The organism is Pseudomonas sp. HP_12 (genome assembly GCF_055283955.1).
Window position 1 is genome coordinate 42816 of sequence record NZ_JBTOQG010000017.1, and the last position, 13280, is coordinate 56095.

A 13280-nucleotide genomic window follows, 5' to 3' on the forward strand; every position below is an offset into this window, starting at 1 on the left:
CGGCGGGGTATTCAGCTAAGCTCCACGGGCTGTCCACCCCCAGGGAATGTCGATGGATCATTTGTGGTTCGCCTATCCGCTGATCAGCGCTGCCGTGCTGCTGGTCATCGACCTCACGCTCTGGCAGTGGCTGCACCCGCGCTGGCTGCGGCGCAAGCTGGCGTGCCGGCTGGTGCTGTTCGTGCTGTTCAGCATGGCGCTGCTCGATGGCGGACTCAGCCCGCTGTATCCGGTGCCCGCCGACTGGTCCGTTCCCCGGCATGTGCTGGGCACCATCCTGACCATCGCCTGGTGGCTGTTCGGCGCGCGGACACTCACCGTGCTCGCCGTCGTGGTCATGGAGCCTCGGATCGGCGGCAAGGGCCATCTGCTGCAAGACGTCATGGGCGCAATCATCTTCCTCGTCGCATCAGTGGCGGCAGCCGGCTACGTGCTCGACCTGCCGGTCAAAGGCCTGCTGGCCACCTCCGGCGCAGTCGCGATCATCTTCGGTCTCGCCGTGCAGAGCACCCTCGGCGACGTGTTCTCCGGCATCGTCCTCAACGCGACCAAGCCGTTCCGCGTGGACGACTGGATTCGCGTCGACGACATCGAAGGCAAAGTCATCGAAATCGACTGGCGCTCCACCCACCTGCTGACCTCCGAAGGCAGCATGGCCGTGATCCCCAACGCCATGGCCGCCAAGACCCGCATCGTCAACTTCAGCCGGCCAGATCATTTCCACTCGGTCACCCTGTCCATCGAATTGTCGACCCGCCTGCGACCCAGTCTGGTGCTGGACTCCCTGGAGAAAGCGCTGCTCGGCTGCCGCGAATTACTGGCCCAGCCCGCGCCCTCTGCGGTCGTGGTCAAGTCCGGCCTGCGCATCGTCGAGTACGAAGTCACCGGCTACGTGAAATCCCGGGATCGGCGTTCAGCGGTGCGTAACCAACTGTTCGACCTGATCCACCGGCAGCTCGCGTCGACCGAAACCCGTCAGGACCAGCAGCGCGCCGCGACGCGCCAGTCTGCGGTGCTCAATACCGTGAATGCGTTGCGCATGCTCAGCGACGCCGACCGCGCGCAACTGGAACAGCACATGCGCCTGAGCGCGTATCCGGCGAAAGACATCGTGCTCGCCGAAGGGGTGGTGCCTGATGCGCTGTTCATTATCGAGTCCGGGGTGGTGTCGGCGTCGCTGCAACGGCCGGACGGCTGGCTGGAAGTGGGACGCATGGGGCCGGGTGAGCTCCTGGGTGAGACCGGCTTCCTCGACGCCACGCCGACGCTGGCGCGGTTCTGCGCGTACACCGACTGCATGATTTACCGGATCGACAAGGTCGATCTGGAGCCGTGGCTGGCGGAGCATCCGGAATTGATTGGGGCGCTGGCGGGGTTGGCTAAGTTTCGGGCGAAGGCGAGGGCGGCGATGTTGGAGGCCAAGCCGGTGGTGGCCGATTCGGGTGGGTTTGTTAGTTGGTTGCGCAAGAATGTGAGGCGGTTTGAGGTGACGCGCGGGCAGGGGCCGGATGGCAACAAGCGCTGAAAAAGAAAGCGGGTTATCGAGAAGTAAAACTCTCGCAGGCAACTGACACCCGCCCGAGGCGTATCTCAGATGCTGCTGAACGCTTGATCTGAGCTATGCCTTTGGCGCTTGGGTCTATCCGCCGGCTGACCTGAATTCGACTCATCGAAAGCCACTTGATCCCAAGGGAATGATGATGCCTATCCCTTGGGAGCGCTGACTTAGAAGTCTATGGTGCCCGAGAGTTTGACCAGACGCGGGTCGCCTTGGCTGAGATAGCCACCGTTGGCTGAAGCCCAGTAGTTCTTGTCGGTGATGTTCTCCACATTGACGCGCAACGTCAGGTCCTTTTGATCGACTTTAAGTTTGTAGCGCGCCCCGGCATCGAACCGATTCCAGGTGGGGAGGCTCAGGTTATTGGCCTGATCCGCATACTGGCCTCCAGTACGTAGCATACGGGCGCTGAGGGCAGCTCCCTCCAGGCCAGGAACGTCCCAGTCGACGCTCGCATTTAGCTGGAACGTGGGCACCCCGATGGCATGGTTTCCATCAGTGAGCCCGCCCGCGGTGTTCTTCAGCTCCGAGGTCATGCGCGTGCCGCCTGCCATCAGGCGAAGGCCTTCGATGGGCTCACCAAACACGCTCAGCTCAACACCCTTGTTCAACTGCTCGCCGTCGCGAATGTAGAGGCGCTGGGTCGCATCGACGTAGCCATCGCTGGGCTTCTCGATCCGGAACACGCCAAGATTTGCGCCGAACGATTGCATGTCCAGCTTGATACCCGCTTCCAGTTGCTTGGTGCGGCCAGGCGGGAAGGCCTCCCCAAGGTTGGTGACGTTGGTACCGGACGCGACCGGCCCTTTGGCCAGGCCTTCAATGCGGTTTGCGTACAGGGAAACGGTGTCAGTCGGTTTATAGACGATGCCGTACACCGGAGTGGTGATGGATTCGTCGTAAAGCGAAGTACGGCTGCCGTCATTGGCCGGATTAGCCACGCCGTTGGAGGTGGTGCCGTCGTACGAGTAGTTCTCTACGCGCAGTTGCTGACGGCGCACGCCATATGTCAGCAGCAAACTATCGTCGAACAAGCCAACTGTGTCGGAAACGGCCAGGCTTCGGTTGCGGGTTTTGCCGGTGACACCCGGATCGCCCATATCGCCGCCGGTGAGGGAAACCGCCGTTGGCTTGGGCAGGTCAGGTGTGGTGTAGATATTGGTATTCCCGCTGACCGAGCGGTAGAAGGTGTAGGCGTTCTCTTGCTGGGTCCAGATGGTGGAGGCGCCGATCGCGATCTGATGACTGACCGGCCCGGTTTGAACATGACCGTTAAGCCCCGCTGCAAAGCTGGTGTTGTCCTCATTGTGCGGGATCTCGGAGCCGCCGACAGTTGCAACTCCGTTATTACCTACGAGGGTTGGCGTGCCGTATACGCCAGTTTCACGCGTATGCTTGGCGCCCCCTGCAAGGTAGGCAGTCCAGTTTTCATTCAGGTCCCAGTCGCCACGCATCATGCCGAACGTGTCTTCGGTTTCGGTATTAGTCCAGTCCTGGCCGTAGTTGTGGCTGGCGTCAGGGGCGGTCGGGATTTTGGTCGCATTACCCAATTGCACGGTGTTGCGTAAACCGTTGATGCGCTGTTTTTGGTAGCCAAAGTCGGTAGAGACGCGAAAGGTGTCACCCCGATAATCGAGTCCCGCGACGAACAACTTGGTGCGCTGGTTTTCGTCATCAATCGCAGTGTCGCCTTCACGTTGGCTCAGGTTGACTCGCGCTCCGAATCGATTGCCCTCGCCGAAGCGTTGGCCAAGGTCCAGATGCTCACCAATTCGGCCATCGGAACTGATGTCTTGGGTGTAACGGCGAGTCGGCACGTCTTCAGCACGCTTGGGCTGCAGATTCACGCTGCCACCCAAGCCCGTACCGGTGGGGCTTACGCCGTTGATAAAAGCGTTGGGGCCTTTGAATACTTCCACCCGCTCAATCGCGTCCGTGGAGAGAATTTGCCGAGGAAGGACGCCGTACAGACCGCCGTAGGAGATATCGTCGCCTGCTAGCGGCAAACCGCGGATCACGAATATCTGCGACTGATTACCGAAGCCGTAAGACTGGCGCACCGACGGGTCGTTGAGGAGTACGTCTCCCACATCTTCAGCCTGCTGATCCTCGATAAGCTGGGAGGTATAGCTGGTCATGGTGAAGGGGACGTTCATGTTGTCCTGATTACCCAGAACACCCATCTGCCCGCCACGAGCGACCTGACCACCTGCATAGACCTCAGGCAGCGTGTTGGAATTGGCCTTGACTGCATTGGCATTGATGTCGGTAGCGCCGAGCTCAAGCACCGAATCGGCAGCATTGGCGATGAAGCTCGCAGAGCAGCAAAGCGCAAGCAGGGTGGGGCGAAACGGATGCGGAAGAAACATGAGGGGCTACCCAGCAAGGTGATCAGAACGGGTTGAAGCCTCCTTGGCAATGCGAAGTATTCGCAGGTGAGAATGATATCAGAGTGCTTTTAAGTTTGTTGCCATTGACGATACATTTTTCACATTGCGTGAAACGCCCTGACGATGTTGGATGCAAAGCGCTGCCATCATCAGAACCGCCTGTTCTTCCTGTTTTCACAGTCCCGTGGAAAACTACGCGCGCTTTGCACTCATTTTTTGTCTGCTTTGATGGAGCCATGGATGGAAATCATGAACAACCAGCAAGAAAACGCCCTCGAACAATCGCTCAGGCTGGCGGCGGATGAGCCGGCCCATCGACCTGACTTCTTCAAGACGCTGTTGGATTCCACCGTCTACGTGCTTGGCACTGCCGGGGCTGGCGAAGGCCATGTCACGCTCGAAGCGGGTAGCAACATCAGCATCGCGAACTGGCAAAAGGCTGACGGCTCACCTGTCATCCCGTTTTTTTCTTCGTTGAAAATATTGCAAGGGTCCATAGACAGCGAAGAATCCTACGTAGAAATCCCGGCCAGATCGCTTTTTGAAATCACACGGGGCGCCCCTCTTTTTCTCAATCCTAAGTCTCCTTATGGGAAAGAGTTTTTGCCGGAGGAAGTGCGCCATCTGCTCTCCGACGGGATAGGCCAGAAGCCAGCGCAGCGCACGGTCGAAAAAGACACGACCGTGCTGCTCGGACAGCCGTCGCAATACCCGTCCAGGATGATCCACTCACTCACGCAGTTACTCGCCAAACATCGCAACGTAAAACGTTCATTTCTGGCGTTGATGCATGACCCATCGGTTGATCAAAAGCCCCATCTGATCATTGGTATTGAAGCGGACGGAGATTTTGAACGGGTCATGCGCGAGGCCGGTAACGTTGCCGGAGATACCGCCCCGGAAGGCGAACCCGTTGACCTCTATCGCGTGACCGAAGGGGGGGAAGGCCTTAGCGATTACTTCCTCAAGGAAACAACGCCTTTCTATGAACGGAAGTCGGCAGGCTGGCTGCGATCATTGCTTGGTATTGGCAAAGCGTGACCCGGGCTAAGCGCAGAGCAGGCTTGCGAAGTCTTGGTTGGGCTGTGCAGTTTTTTAATGGAGAAACGAGAATGGCTGAAATCAGCAAAGTGTCCGCCGAGTTGGTAGAGCAGATCAAAGTGCTGAGTCGCCAGGGACTCGCCTTACTCGGCCTTACTGGGGATCATGCTCCGGCCGATGTGGTTGCGGCAATTACGGAGCGGGTGCGCAATTGCAAAGCGACTGGCACAACGCTGTCCGAGGAGGAAATGTACGCGCTTGGAGCGTTGCTAGGTAACCAGTACGTAGAAGGCCAGGGCTGGCACTGGGGCGATGTCGTTTGGGATTATGATGAGACGACTGCTGCAGTAGGAGTGCTCAACCACGACAACTCTTTGTTCATCAATCCTATTGGCTGGGTGGCTCAGGTGATGGAGTCCGAGGGTGGTGTTGGCTTCATGCTCAACTACAACATGGTCAGCGTGCATCAGGTTCCGGTACGCGAACCTGATAGCGCCACAGGCTTGTACTGACGCCTCCCCTGAAGAAGCGTGCTGCCCTCAAATTGAACGCTGGTCTTCCTGAGTCGAACAGCCGCTACCTGCATTGCCAATAGCAATGCACTTCAAGAGCCTCTACTAAGCCAGATAGCTCTCCAACCAATCAAGGAAGATCCATGGGCCAGGTCGACATTCAACTGATCACCCATCTGCCCCTGCAGATTCGGGTGCTGGAAAAAGAGGCTGTTGAAGAAGGTTTCAAGTTTCTGACCCGGCTGATTACCGAGTGGGACTCCGGGATCAATCGCTTCAATGCCCCCGGAGAATGTCTTATCGCCGCGTATCGAAACGAGCGGCTAATAGGCATCGGAGGCCTTTCAGTTGATCCCTACGCCGAAAAGGACATGGCGAGGTTGCGACGGGTCTACGTCAGCGCTTCATCAAGGCGGCATCACGTGGGACAGACGTTGGTCAAGGCGGTTGTTGCACAGGCAGCTCTGCGCCTTCAGAGCGTGTGCCTTTTCACCGATACCGCTGTTGGCGACGCGTTTTATCTGAAGTGTGGCTTCATGCGAACAGATCATGAGCATGCTACGCACGTGATGTGTTTGAGCAACATCTGACTCAAGCAATTGTAGGTTAAGACTGATGATTGCAGCGCGGGTGCCTGGACCGTTAGGGTGCATGTAAACCCATATTAGGCGATGAATTAGCGGGATAGTGCTGACTGGCTGCATTTTTACTTTGGCACTGTGAGACCAAGGATACCCCCTCATGCAGTATGTGTTTTCCGACGTCCTTAATGACCTCATCGACTACTTCCTGCTCGGTGACCTTCAACTGTTGAGGCGCTTCAAGCAAGAGCATCAACTTGCAGACGATCTGGCTGGTGAGTTTGTGTCCAGTGAAAGCGGCGACAAGGCCGTTCTTGATGGCGTCCTCATCCCGCTCGCCGGTGTGGAAAACCATCCTTACACCGTTGTTTTCACGTTGGCCGGCGTTGAACCTCAAATGCCCCGGCACGAAGGTCGGGTGCAGCATCGTCGCGGTGGTTATTCGCTGCGTGTCGAGCACGGTCGCATACATTTGTTCACGTGGCGCATTCTGCAGGCGTTCACGGATGAGAATCTCGATGAGCTGCTCGAGCGTTATGAGCAATCAAACAGGCCGACTATTGAAGTCGAGAATGGTTGGTATGAGGTGGAAGTGCTGGCGGGTGAAATCCTGCGTGATGAATACTTCGAGCCGGCATTCGAGTTTGTACTGACCAAAACCGCTCTGCCTGTAGATGCCAGCAAGGTGGATATCAACTATTGCTTTCATGTGGAAGTGCGTTAGGACCCCGCAGGGTAATCGCCTTAAAGAGCCCGAGCACCGGCATGTGGCTTTGCAAGCAAATCGCGGCTTCGGGCTCAAGCCAGGACGACTTCAAAGTCGTTTCGACGAAACGTGAGATCTGCGGCAGGCCGCCAAATCGAATAGGGCTCCCTGTCGTCTTCGACCACATAATTTACACGCGCGTTCTTGCTGCCAAGCGCTCAACTTGAGGTGTCACCTTGGGACTTTTCTCCAAAATATTCGGAAAGCCATCCGGACCTGTTCTCTACACACTCTTTTCGGTTCGACCCTCGAGCGACTTGGGAGCGTGGGCCGCCAGCTTCCCGAACCATACAGAGGTTGTTGGTTACTCAAGCCTCGGCCATTTCTTTCTTCGCAATCCACACGACTCGGAGTACCTCGTGCTGCACCCTTTCAAGTGCGCGGCGAAGTCGTACGGAAGCCACCCGTCAGTCGAAGACTTTGAAGCGGAGGTACTGAAAGAGCCGGGGTTCGAGCTGTATGTGTTGGATTCGGACCACGTTGCCGATCTATTCCGACATCTGGGCCCCCTTGCCGATGATCAGGTCTACATCCCGCAGCCGTACCCGTTTCTCGGCGGCAGCGAAGCTTTGGAGACGTACGACAAGGGGGATGCCTGGGTCTTTATGAACATAGTGGCCCAAATGCACGACCTCGACGGCGGCGCCTAAAAAGCCGCCCAATGACGCCGAAAGACATTGGGATCATATGCGGCCGGGCATCCTATCCTGTGTGACCAGTCCGCAAGACCCCTTGTCAGCAAGATAGGTCTGCACCCATCAAGGACGATGCATGGGCCAAGTCGACATTCAAGTGATCACCTATCTCCCCCGCAAACTCAGGCCAGCGAAAGAGGCGATTGGACAAGCCTTCAGGTTCCTTTCCCGTCTAATTGACGAGTGGAACCCAGGGTCAAAGAGGCAACACGTGGGACAGAAGATGGTAAATGCGCTTGTTGCACATGCCGCTCTGCGGTTCCAGAACCTATGCCTATTCACCGATACCGCCGCCGGCGACGCGTTTTATCTGAAGTGCGGCTTCATGCGAACAGACTATGACCATGCGACCCACGTAATGTGCTTAAGCAACAGCTAACTCAGGCGAGAAAAAAGGGGACGGATTGATTTTTCAACCAAAATAGATCATTCCCCTTATCTCGTCCTGCAATTCTGTACAGCTGGGACCCGCAGACGGTATTCATTCTTTCTCAGGCACGAACATTTCTGCTTTAGAAAAAACTTGGGTATCTTGGCATAGCGCTGCAAGCGCTTTCAGCGAATCCCCGGAAACTTGAAAGTAAATATTCTCCACCTCATTCATGTCATCAAGAAATATAGACATACCAATATCGTCGCCTACGTATCTTTTGATTCCTGAGTACATCTCAACAAAGTTGAGCCTGAATGCCGCAATCAGGTGTTCTGAAACCTCCTTGGATAGTCGCTCAGGGCTGTCAAACTCCCAACCATCCTCGCCTAAAGTTCTACATGCGCCGACAGGAATCAAAAAGGCTGCCGTATATTTTTTTATCATCATATCGACTTAAAATTCGCTTCCTAGTCACTTAAGGGCTCTTCTGGTTCCAAACTGCGCAGCCTCCAGCCTCTGAATCGCTTTTGCCTTTTCTATCTAAATGATCTAAGGCTAGCGATCCACGCGGCACGGGTGCGCGCTGTCTGGCACACAGAGCGAATGATGATTCCTGCAATTAACGCCGGTCGAAGCCTTTATCTGCTTCTGAATCAGTCTTGAAACCAAAAATCAAGCCAACCTCCAGAAGTTTTATTGCCGCCTTTCCAGATAATTTAAAAGGAAGCACTTCAAGCATGGAAACGACGTTTTCATACGCCAGACCATACTCTCCCGCGTCATTCACCCACTCATATAATTGACCAATTTGCTCCTGATAAGATAAGGATTCAGAGGGGAAGAACGAACCTACCTCCGGCTGAGATCCGAGCTCTGCAAGAACGAAGCTGAGGTTGTTTTCAATGAATCGGTAATCTGTCTTCATAGCATATGTTCTTTAAGTGTCGGCCGGGTGTCCGGTCACTACCCGGTCTATCGCCGTAGCATAAACCACTCTTATACCTACACCCTCGTGCCTCGAGGAGCTGTCATGTAGCCGCTCATATTTACGACGCATAGCGCTCCTGAAGGTAATCGTCAATGTACTCTGTTATAGGCTTAACCGTACCCAATTCGAACAACTCACCGGTATTCCGGTCAATCAGAAATGGGCTATTTCCCGCTAACTGATCAGACGAATCACCAGTTCGTAAATACTCAGCTGACTGATAGCAAAAGAACCATACCTCCGCGAACTCACCTTCATACGTAATCTGCAAGGGTATCTCTGAATCCTCAAGATACTCTTTCGCCTTAGTCAGAGCATATTCATAGTCGAACATCAATTAATCCTCAACAACTGCAATGCCCGCCTGCCATTCCGCTTGATGAAACGCAGACCTGACGCTCTCGACGCGGCGGATATTCAGGCTGAGGGACGGGGCGGGCTCGCCCCAATGATGTCTAAACTGAGCACCACCTTGGTAGCCCATTTCCTGCCTTATTCGATCTTCGATCTGATGCCACGAGGGCACGATGTGCCAAAAGAACATTCAACGTCTCCCTGACAATTCCCAGCTTGGGACGCCGCTCGCTTTTTATCATGGCTAAGCGAGTGCGAGAAATTTGGAAAGCGAGTATTTCATGACCCAAGCGGGCACCCTAGGTCCCAACCTCCCGCGAGGACGTAGGAAGCTTCTGAACTTAAGCAATAGAATGTGCCACATCTGGATTTCCTGGATCGCTAAACCTTCGTGTCTGTCGCTGTACACGGGGGCTCGGGTCTGGCTGCAGGAACATCAGACCTGCCAGCAGCCCTCTGACGACGGCGGCCGGCGGTTTCACTCTTTAGTTGTATGACTCGCTCAAACCGGCGTTTGCGGCGGAGTGTGGTAGACCGATCCGTTATCTGAAGAACCCGACGTCGCAGTGTGATAGCTGGCGTCGTCATCCGAGGAATCATCCACCGGCACCGGGGTTTGAACCTGGAGCGGGGCAGGTGCCGCCGAAGAGGCCGACCCAGGGCGCACTGCCTCGCTGGAGGGTCCGCCGCTTGTCGTGGGTTGCGTCTGCTCGCCCTTGAGGCTTGTCCGAACACTGCCTGCCGGAGACTTGGTAGAGGCGGGCGCCGAGTTCTCGGCATTCGTGATCCGGTTGCCGGTGAGGCTGGTTCGCGGAAGAGAGCCTGAATCTGACCCTGCGCGTTGGGACCGTTGACTGGACGGTCTGCTGACACGGCCTGGCTCTTCAGCGAGATTCTCGCCGGTGGCCTCGGCCGGATCTTCATGCACGGATTGAGCGGTCTCGGTAGCGCCTGCCGTGGTTTCCGCCGTTGTCTTGCGTCGCGACTTGAAGTCGTCAACCAGCTTGTCCCCGACTGCCACACCCGCAGCGTTACTGCCGAACACGACCGAGCCGCCTGCTGTATTGATGGCGTGTTTTGCAAATGAACTTAGGGCCGGGTGCTGCTTGCTCAAGGCGTTGACCGCAGCGCCTTTACCGGCTTCCAGTGCGGTGAAGCCAGCGGTCAGCGTGCTGACATTGGCGGCGCCGGAAGGGGTGAAAGTGGCTTTGGCGGTTCTCGATACCGCTCCGAGCGGATCGGTTACCAGGGTGCGGCCGGCGTCCGCCAGACGTCCCACTCCATTGGCGAGCGGCGTACGAATGGTTGTCGCTTCCCGCAATGCCTTCAACGTGTCGATCCATTCGGTTTCCTGACTCAGATCCTCTTTGGCCTCGGCATCTCTTCGGCCCAGCAGCAGCGCAGGGCCACTGGTGCCTTGTTCGGTGCGCCGACTGTTGGCGAGGTACCCGGTGCCGGTCCCGGCAGCGAGTCCACCCGCAATGGCAATGGCTGTGTCCACAATGGGCTCGGCCTTCGGATTGATCGCCGCCACCACCGGGCTGACAACCGTCCTTAGTGCGTTTCGCATCGTGAACGTCTGCGCCTCCTTGGCGTTCTGGATGGCCAGGTTCGCGGTGGTATCGATAGTCGCCAGTGCGGCATTCAACGACTCATGCAGTTTGTCCGCGGGCGCATGCAGGTAGTACGCGTCTTCCCGAAGCTTTTTAATGGAAGCGCCGCCGACCTGATCCCCCGCTGACGCCGCCGCGAGTGAAATCGTGCCCAGGGCTGCAGCTTTTGCCACAGGGTTTTGTATGTTTGCCCCAATTCCCGTGATCACGGGGATGGCTGCCTGGAGCGACGACGCCACCGCAAACGGCACGCCGCCCGTTGTACCCGACACCATTGAAGCGTTGCGGTCCATATTCTTGGCCTTTTCCATCAAGTCTCCAAGTTCCTTGAAGGAGATGTTCTCCTCCATCAGCTTGTTGACTCGGCTCTCTATGATTCGATCGATTTCCCCCCGGTGCCCCGACTCCGGATCCAGACGATCTTTGTAGGGCTGGAACTGACTGCTCACGTAGGTCGTGAGCAAATGCTTCATCTCACGGGCTTGGGTCAGCGCCGCTGCGCTGACCTCACCGGATTGAGGATGACCCTGCCCGACGGAAGCGTGGCCGGTGGCAGCCGTCGAATTTGACCGTTGCTGAAGTTCGATGGAGGCGGAGGTAACGGGGGGTTGCTGGCCAGACACGCGCATGGTGAAGTCCTCTCTGGTTCTAGGGATGCAGCTCGATACGCTGCTATCAAGGGTGGTTTTCCAGAGGGTGTGTGGTTGAGTGCGGTGTTCCGGTTCCTGCTTAAGTGGGGGTATTTGACGGTTGTGTTTCAGGATGGTGACGGCTTTCGCTCGACGGAGGTGCAGATGAGCGGGATCCGATCCAGCGTCACTATTTACCGATGCGCATTGGTGGAAGGCATCCATACCAGTGGCGGAAGATTTCCATCCGAAACAGGACTGCACCGCGTTCAACGACAGCCTAAGCCTTGGTCATAGATAAGACGTAGCTAAATGATATCTGTCGCATTTCAGCGAATTTTCAGCCACCAAATTCAAAACCATTTCGTCAGCTCAGATGCAACGTCGATTCGGCAGCTACTGGCCAAAAGCGGTCAGTGACAATATTTGCAAAGGCTACCGCTCAGCTTCCCGAAGACCGATCTCGACTATTCGTTAGGTACAGCACCATCGCTGCACGAGCCGCATCTTTGATTGCTGCTCCGCGCAGTGCTGCAATGGGGTCACGTTATCCGTATGGGATGTTGATCCATGCGAGTGAATCTCCAATCACTCCCGACGCGATACCTTCAGCCTCAACCAAGGTGATATTCGCGCCTTTATCAGCCAGGTGATACCCCAGCGAAGCGCCCACGATGCCGGCACTAATGACAACGACTCGTTTGTCCAGAGCATTTCCCATATCAACCTTCATTCTGTCGACCTGAAGGCGGTTTCAGTGTCTGCCTCTGGTCGATTTCTGCTTGTCGTAACGGGTAGCAGTTGTCGTCCAGAAAGCAGATGTAGATTTGTCTGAAGTGGCGAAATAGCTGCCAAAATCATCGTGTTAAAACGCCGCCTGAAATGGCAGCAAGATAAGCGCGTGAGTGTTGTTGGCTCTGGTGGGTACCGAAAATTCGTTCAGCTACTACGGTAAGCGTCATCAACGACTATAGTCATTGGTGAGCCAGAGCGAATCCGACCATTCCCCTGCCAACCTGACCTCAATCCAATTCCGCGATTACACGGCGGATCTCCTTGTATGCGTTGATGCGGAACGTGAACATCTCGCGGCCGAAATCACTCAGGCTCATGCTGAGATCGAGGCATCGTTGTCTTTTTTTAAACCCCTTGATGGTGGATGGAGTTATCCCACCGGGCACGTCGTATCCCACTGAGCACGCCCCTACCACCCATCTATCAAGGTTCAAGCAATGGACACCTCAGAATTTGACGATGCAAAAGAAACGAAGGGCGACCTGGTTCAGGGGCCGCTGCCGGCCGGCACTGTCGCGCCCGACTTCACTCTGTACGCAACCCCTGATCAACAGTTGTCGCTGCGCGAGTTAAAGGGAAACCCCGTAATACTGGCGTTTTATCCCGCTGATTGGACTTCGGTGTGTGGTGACCAACTGACTTTGTACAACCAGTTGCTACCAACATTCAGAGAATACGGTGCGCCGCTACTGGGTATCTCAGTTGACAGCGCCTGGTGTCATCAGGCCTTTGCCAAAGATCGGAATTTTCACTTCAGCCTGCTGGCCGATTTCGAGCCCAAAGGGGCTGTGGCACGACAGTATGGAGCGTACGAGTCACACCTCGGGGTTTGTAAGCGTGCGCTGTTCGTGATTGACAAGGACGGGGTGGTTGCCTGGAGCTACGTCTCCCCGATGGCAATCAACCCTGGTGCGGACGGTATTCTGGATGCGCTGGATGCTTTGGCGAATTCGTCACAAAGCATACCAACCAAAAATTAGCAGGT

General features: G+C 56.1%; 13 protein-coding genes and 1 pseudogene. 7 read left to right on the forward strand and 7 right to left on the reverse strand.

All coding sequences use genetic code 11. The features are described 5' to 3' along the window. Positions 1-52 precede the first annotated feature (52 nt). Entirely contained in the window at positions 53-1525 is a 1473-nt protein-coding gene (locus ACYASU_RS13725) for a mechanosensitive ion channel domain-containing protein (RefSeq protein ID WP_463583106.1), read from the forward strand. 200 nt (positions 1526-1725) lie between these two features. On the opposite strand, the gene ACYASU_RS13730 is transcribed toward ACYASU_RS13725, so the two are convergent. Continuing rightward, positions 1726-3927, reverse strand: coding sequence for a TonB-dependent receptor (locus ACYASU_RS13730; protein ID WP_463583107.1), 2202 nt, complete (start codon positions 3925-3927; stop codon positions 1726-1728). A 261-nt stretch (positions 3928-4188) separates the two neighbouring features. Between ACYASU_RS13730 and sseB the strand changes: the two genes are divergently transcribed. From sseB to ACYASU_RS13755, 5 genes are all read left to right on the forward strand, one after another. Continuing rightward, complete coding sequence (gene sseB, locus ACYASU_RS13735; protein ID WP_463583108.1) at positions 4189-4989, forward strand: enhanced serine sensitivity protein SseB; 801 nt, start codon at positions 4189-4191, stop codon at positions 4987-4989. Positions 4990-5060: 71 nt separating this feature from the next. Next, on the forward strand, positions 5061-5501 hold the full coding sequence (locus tag ACYASU_RS13740) for a hypothetical protein (RefSeq protein ID WP_463583109.1): 441 nt from the start codon (positions 5061-5063) through the stop codon (positions 5499-5501). 143 nt (positions 5502-5644) lie between these two features. Next, a complete protein-coding gene (locus ACYASU_RS13745; RefSeq protein ID WP_463583110.1) occupies positions 5645-6091 on the forward strand; it encodes a GNAT family N-acetyltransferase in 447 nt (148 codons plus the stop codon). Between the two features lie 151 nt (positions 6092-6242). After that, positions 6243-6806, forward strand: coding sequence for a hypothetical protein (locus tag ACYASU_RS13750; RefSeq protein ID WP_463583111.1), 564 nt, complete (start codon positions 6243-6245; stop codon positions 6804-6806). 401 nt (positions 6807-7207) lie between these two features. Continuing rightward, positions 7208-7498, forward strand: a complete 291-nt coding sequence (locus tag ACYASU_RS13755) for a T6SS immunity protein Tdi1 domain-containing protein (protein WP_463583112.1) — start codon at positions 7208-7210, stop codon at positions 7496-7498. Between the two features lie 526 nt (positions 7499-8024). On the opposite strand, the gene ACYASU_RS13760 is transcribed toward ACYASU_RS13755, so the two are convergent. The 6 genes and pseudogenes from ACYASU_RS13760 to ACYASU_RS13785 form a co-directional block, all read right to left on the reverse strand. Continuing rightward, positions 8025-8363, reverse strand: a complete 339-nt coding sequence (locus tag ACYASU_RS13760; protein WP_463583113.1) for a hypothetical protein — start codon at positions 8361-8363, stop codon at positions 8025-8027. Positions 8364-8535: 172 nt separating this feature from the next. Next, positions 8536-8841, reverse strand: coding sequence for a hypothetical protein (locus ACYASU_RS13765; RefSeq protein WP_463583114.1), 306 nt, complete (start codon positions 8839-8841; stop codon positions 8536-8538). A 121-nt stretch (positions 8842-8962) separates the two neighbouring features. Continuing rightward, the gene (locus tag ACYASU_RS13770) at positions 8963-9238 is read right to left on the reverse strand and encodes a YrhB domain-containing protein (protein ID WP_463583115.1); all 276 of its coding nucleotides are present in this window, start codon (positions 9236-9238) and stop codon (positions 8963-8965) included. Between the two features lie 3 nt (positions 9239-9241). Further along, positions 9242-9448 carry a hypothetical protein gene (locus ACYASU_RS13775; RefSeq protein WP_463583116.1) on the reverse strand — a complete coding sequence of 69 codons (207 nt, stop codon included), beginning with the start codon at positions 9446-9448 and terminating at the stop codon, positions 9242-9244. Between the two features lie 312 nt (positions 9449-9760). Then, positions 9761-11500 carry a hypothetical protein gene (locus ACYASU_RS13780; RefSeq protein WP_463583117.1) on the reverse strand — a complete coding sequence of 580 codons (1740 nt, stop codon included), beginning with the start codon at positions 11498-11500 and terminating at the stop codon, positions 9761-9763. A gap of 550 nt (positions 11501-12050) precedes the next feature. Next, positions 12051-12221 (reverse strand): annotated as a pseudogene (locus tag ACYASU_RS13785) (FAD-dependent oxidoreductase); the annotation flags it as partial. A 511-nt stretch (positions 12222-12732) separates the two neighbouring features. On the opposite strand from ACYASU_RS13785, the gene ACYASU_RS13790 reads away from it, so the two are divergent. Continuing rightward, positions 12733-13275, forward strand: a complete 543-nt coding sequence (locus ACYASU_RS13790; RefSeq protein WP_282372090.1) for a redoxin domain-containing protein — start codon at positions 12733-12735, stop codon at positions 13273-13275. The last annotated feature ends 5 nt before the right edge of the window (positions 13276-13280 follow it).

Coding starts and splice junctions, on each gene's coding strand:
- ACYASU_RS13765 (WP_463583114.1), bottom strand. CDS start 8,841: ATGAAGACAGATTACCGATTCATTGAAAACAACCTCAGCTTCGTTCTT.
- ACYASU_RS13725 (WP_463583106.1), top strand. CDS start 53: ATGGATCATTTGTGGTTCGCCTATCCGCTGATCAGCGCTGCCGTGCTG.
- ACYASU_RS13775 (WP_463583116.1), bottom strand. CDS start 9,448: ATGTTCTTTTGGCACATCGTGCCCTCGTGGCATCAGATCGAAGATCGA.
- sseB (WP_463583108.1), top strand. CDS start 4,189: ATGGAAATCATGAACAACCAGCAAGAAAACGCCCTCGAACAATCGCTC.
- ACYASU_RS13780 (WP_463583117.1), bottom strand. CDS start 11,500: ATGCGCGTGTCTGGCCAGCAACCCCCCGTTACCTCCGCCTCCATCGAA.
- ACYASU_RS13750 (WP_463583111.1), top strand. CDS start 6,243: ATGCAGTATGTGTTTTCCGACGTCCTTAATGACCTCATCGACTACTTC.
- ACYASU_RS13740 (WP_463583109.1), top strand. CDS start 5,061: ATGGCTGAAATCAGCAAAGTGTCCGCCGAGTTGGTAGAGCAGATCAAA.
- ACYASU_RS13730 (WP_463583107.1), bottom strand. CDS start 3,927: ATGTTTCTTCCGCATCCGTTTCGCCCCACCCTGCTTGCGCTTTGCTGC.
- ACYASU_RS13770 (WP_463583115.1), bottom strand. CDS start 9,238: ATGTTCGACTATGAATATGCTCTGACTAAGGCGAAAGAGTATCTTGAG.
- ACYASU_RS13790 (WP_282372090.1), top strand. CDS start 12,733: ATGGACACCTCAGAATTTGACGATGCAAAAGAAACGAAGGGCGACCTG.
- ACYASU_RS13745 (WP_463583110.1), top strand. CDS start 5,645: ATGGGCCAGGTCGACATTCAACTGATCACCCATCTGCCCCTGCAGATT.
- ACYASU_RS13760 (WP_463583113.1), bottom strand. CDS start 8,363: ATGATGATAAAAAAATATACGGCAGCCTTTTTGATTCCTGTCGGCGCA.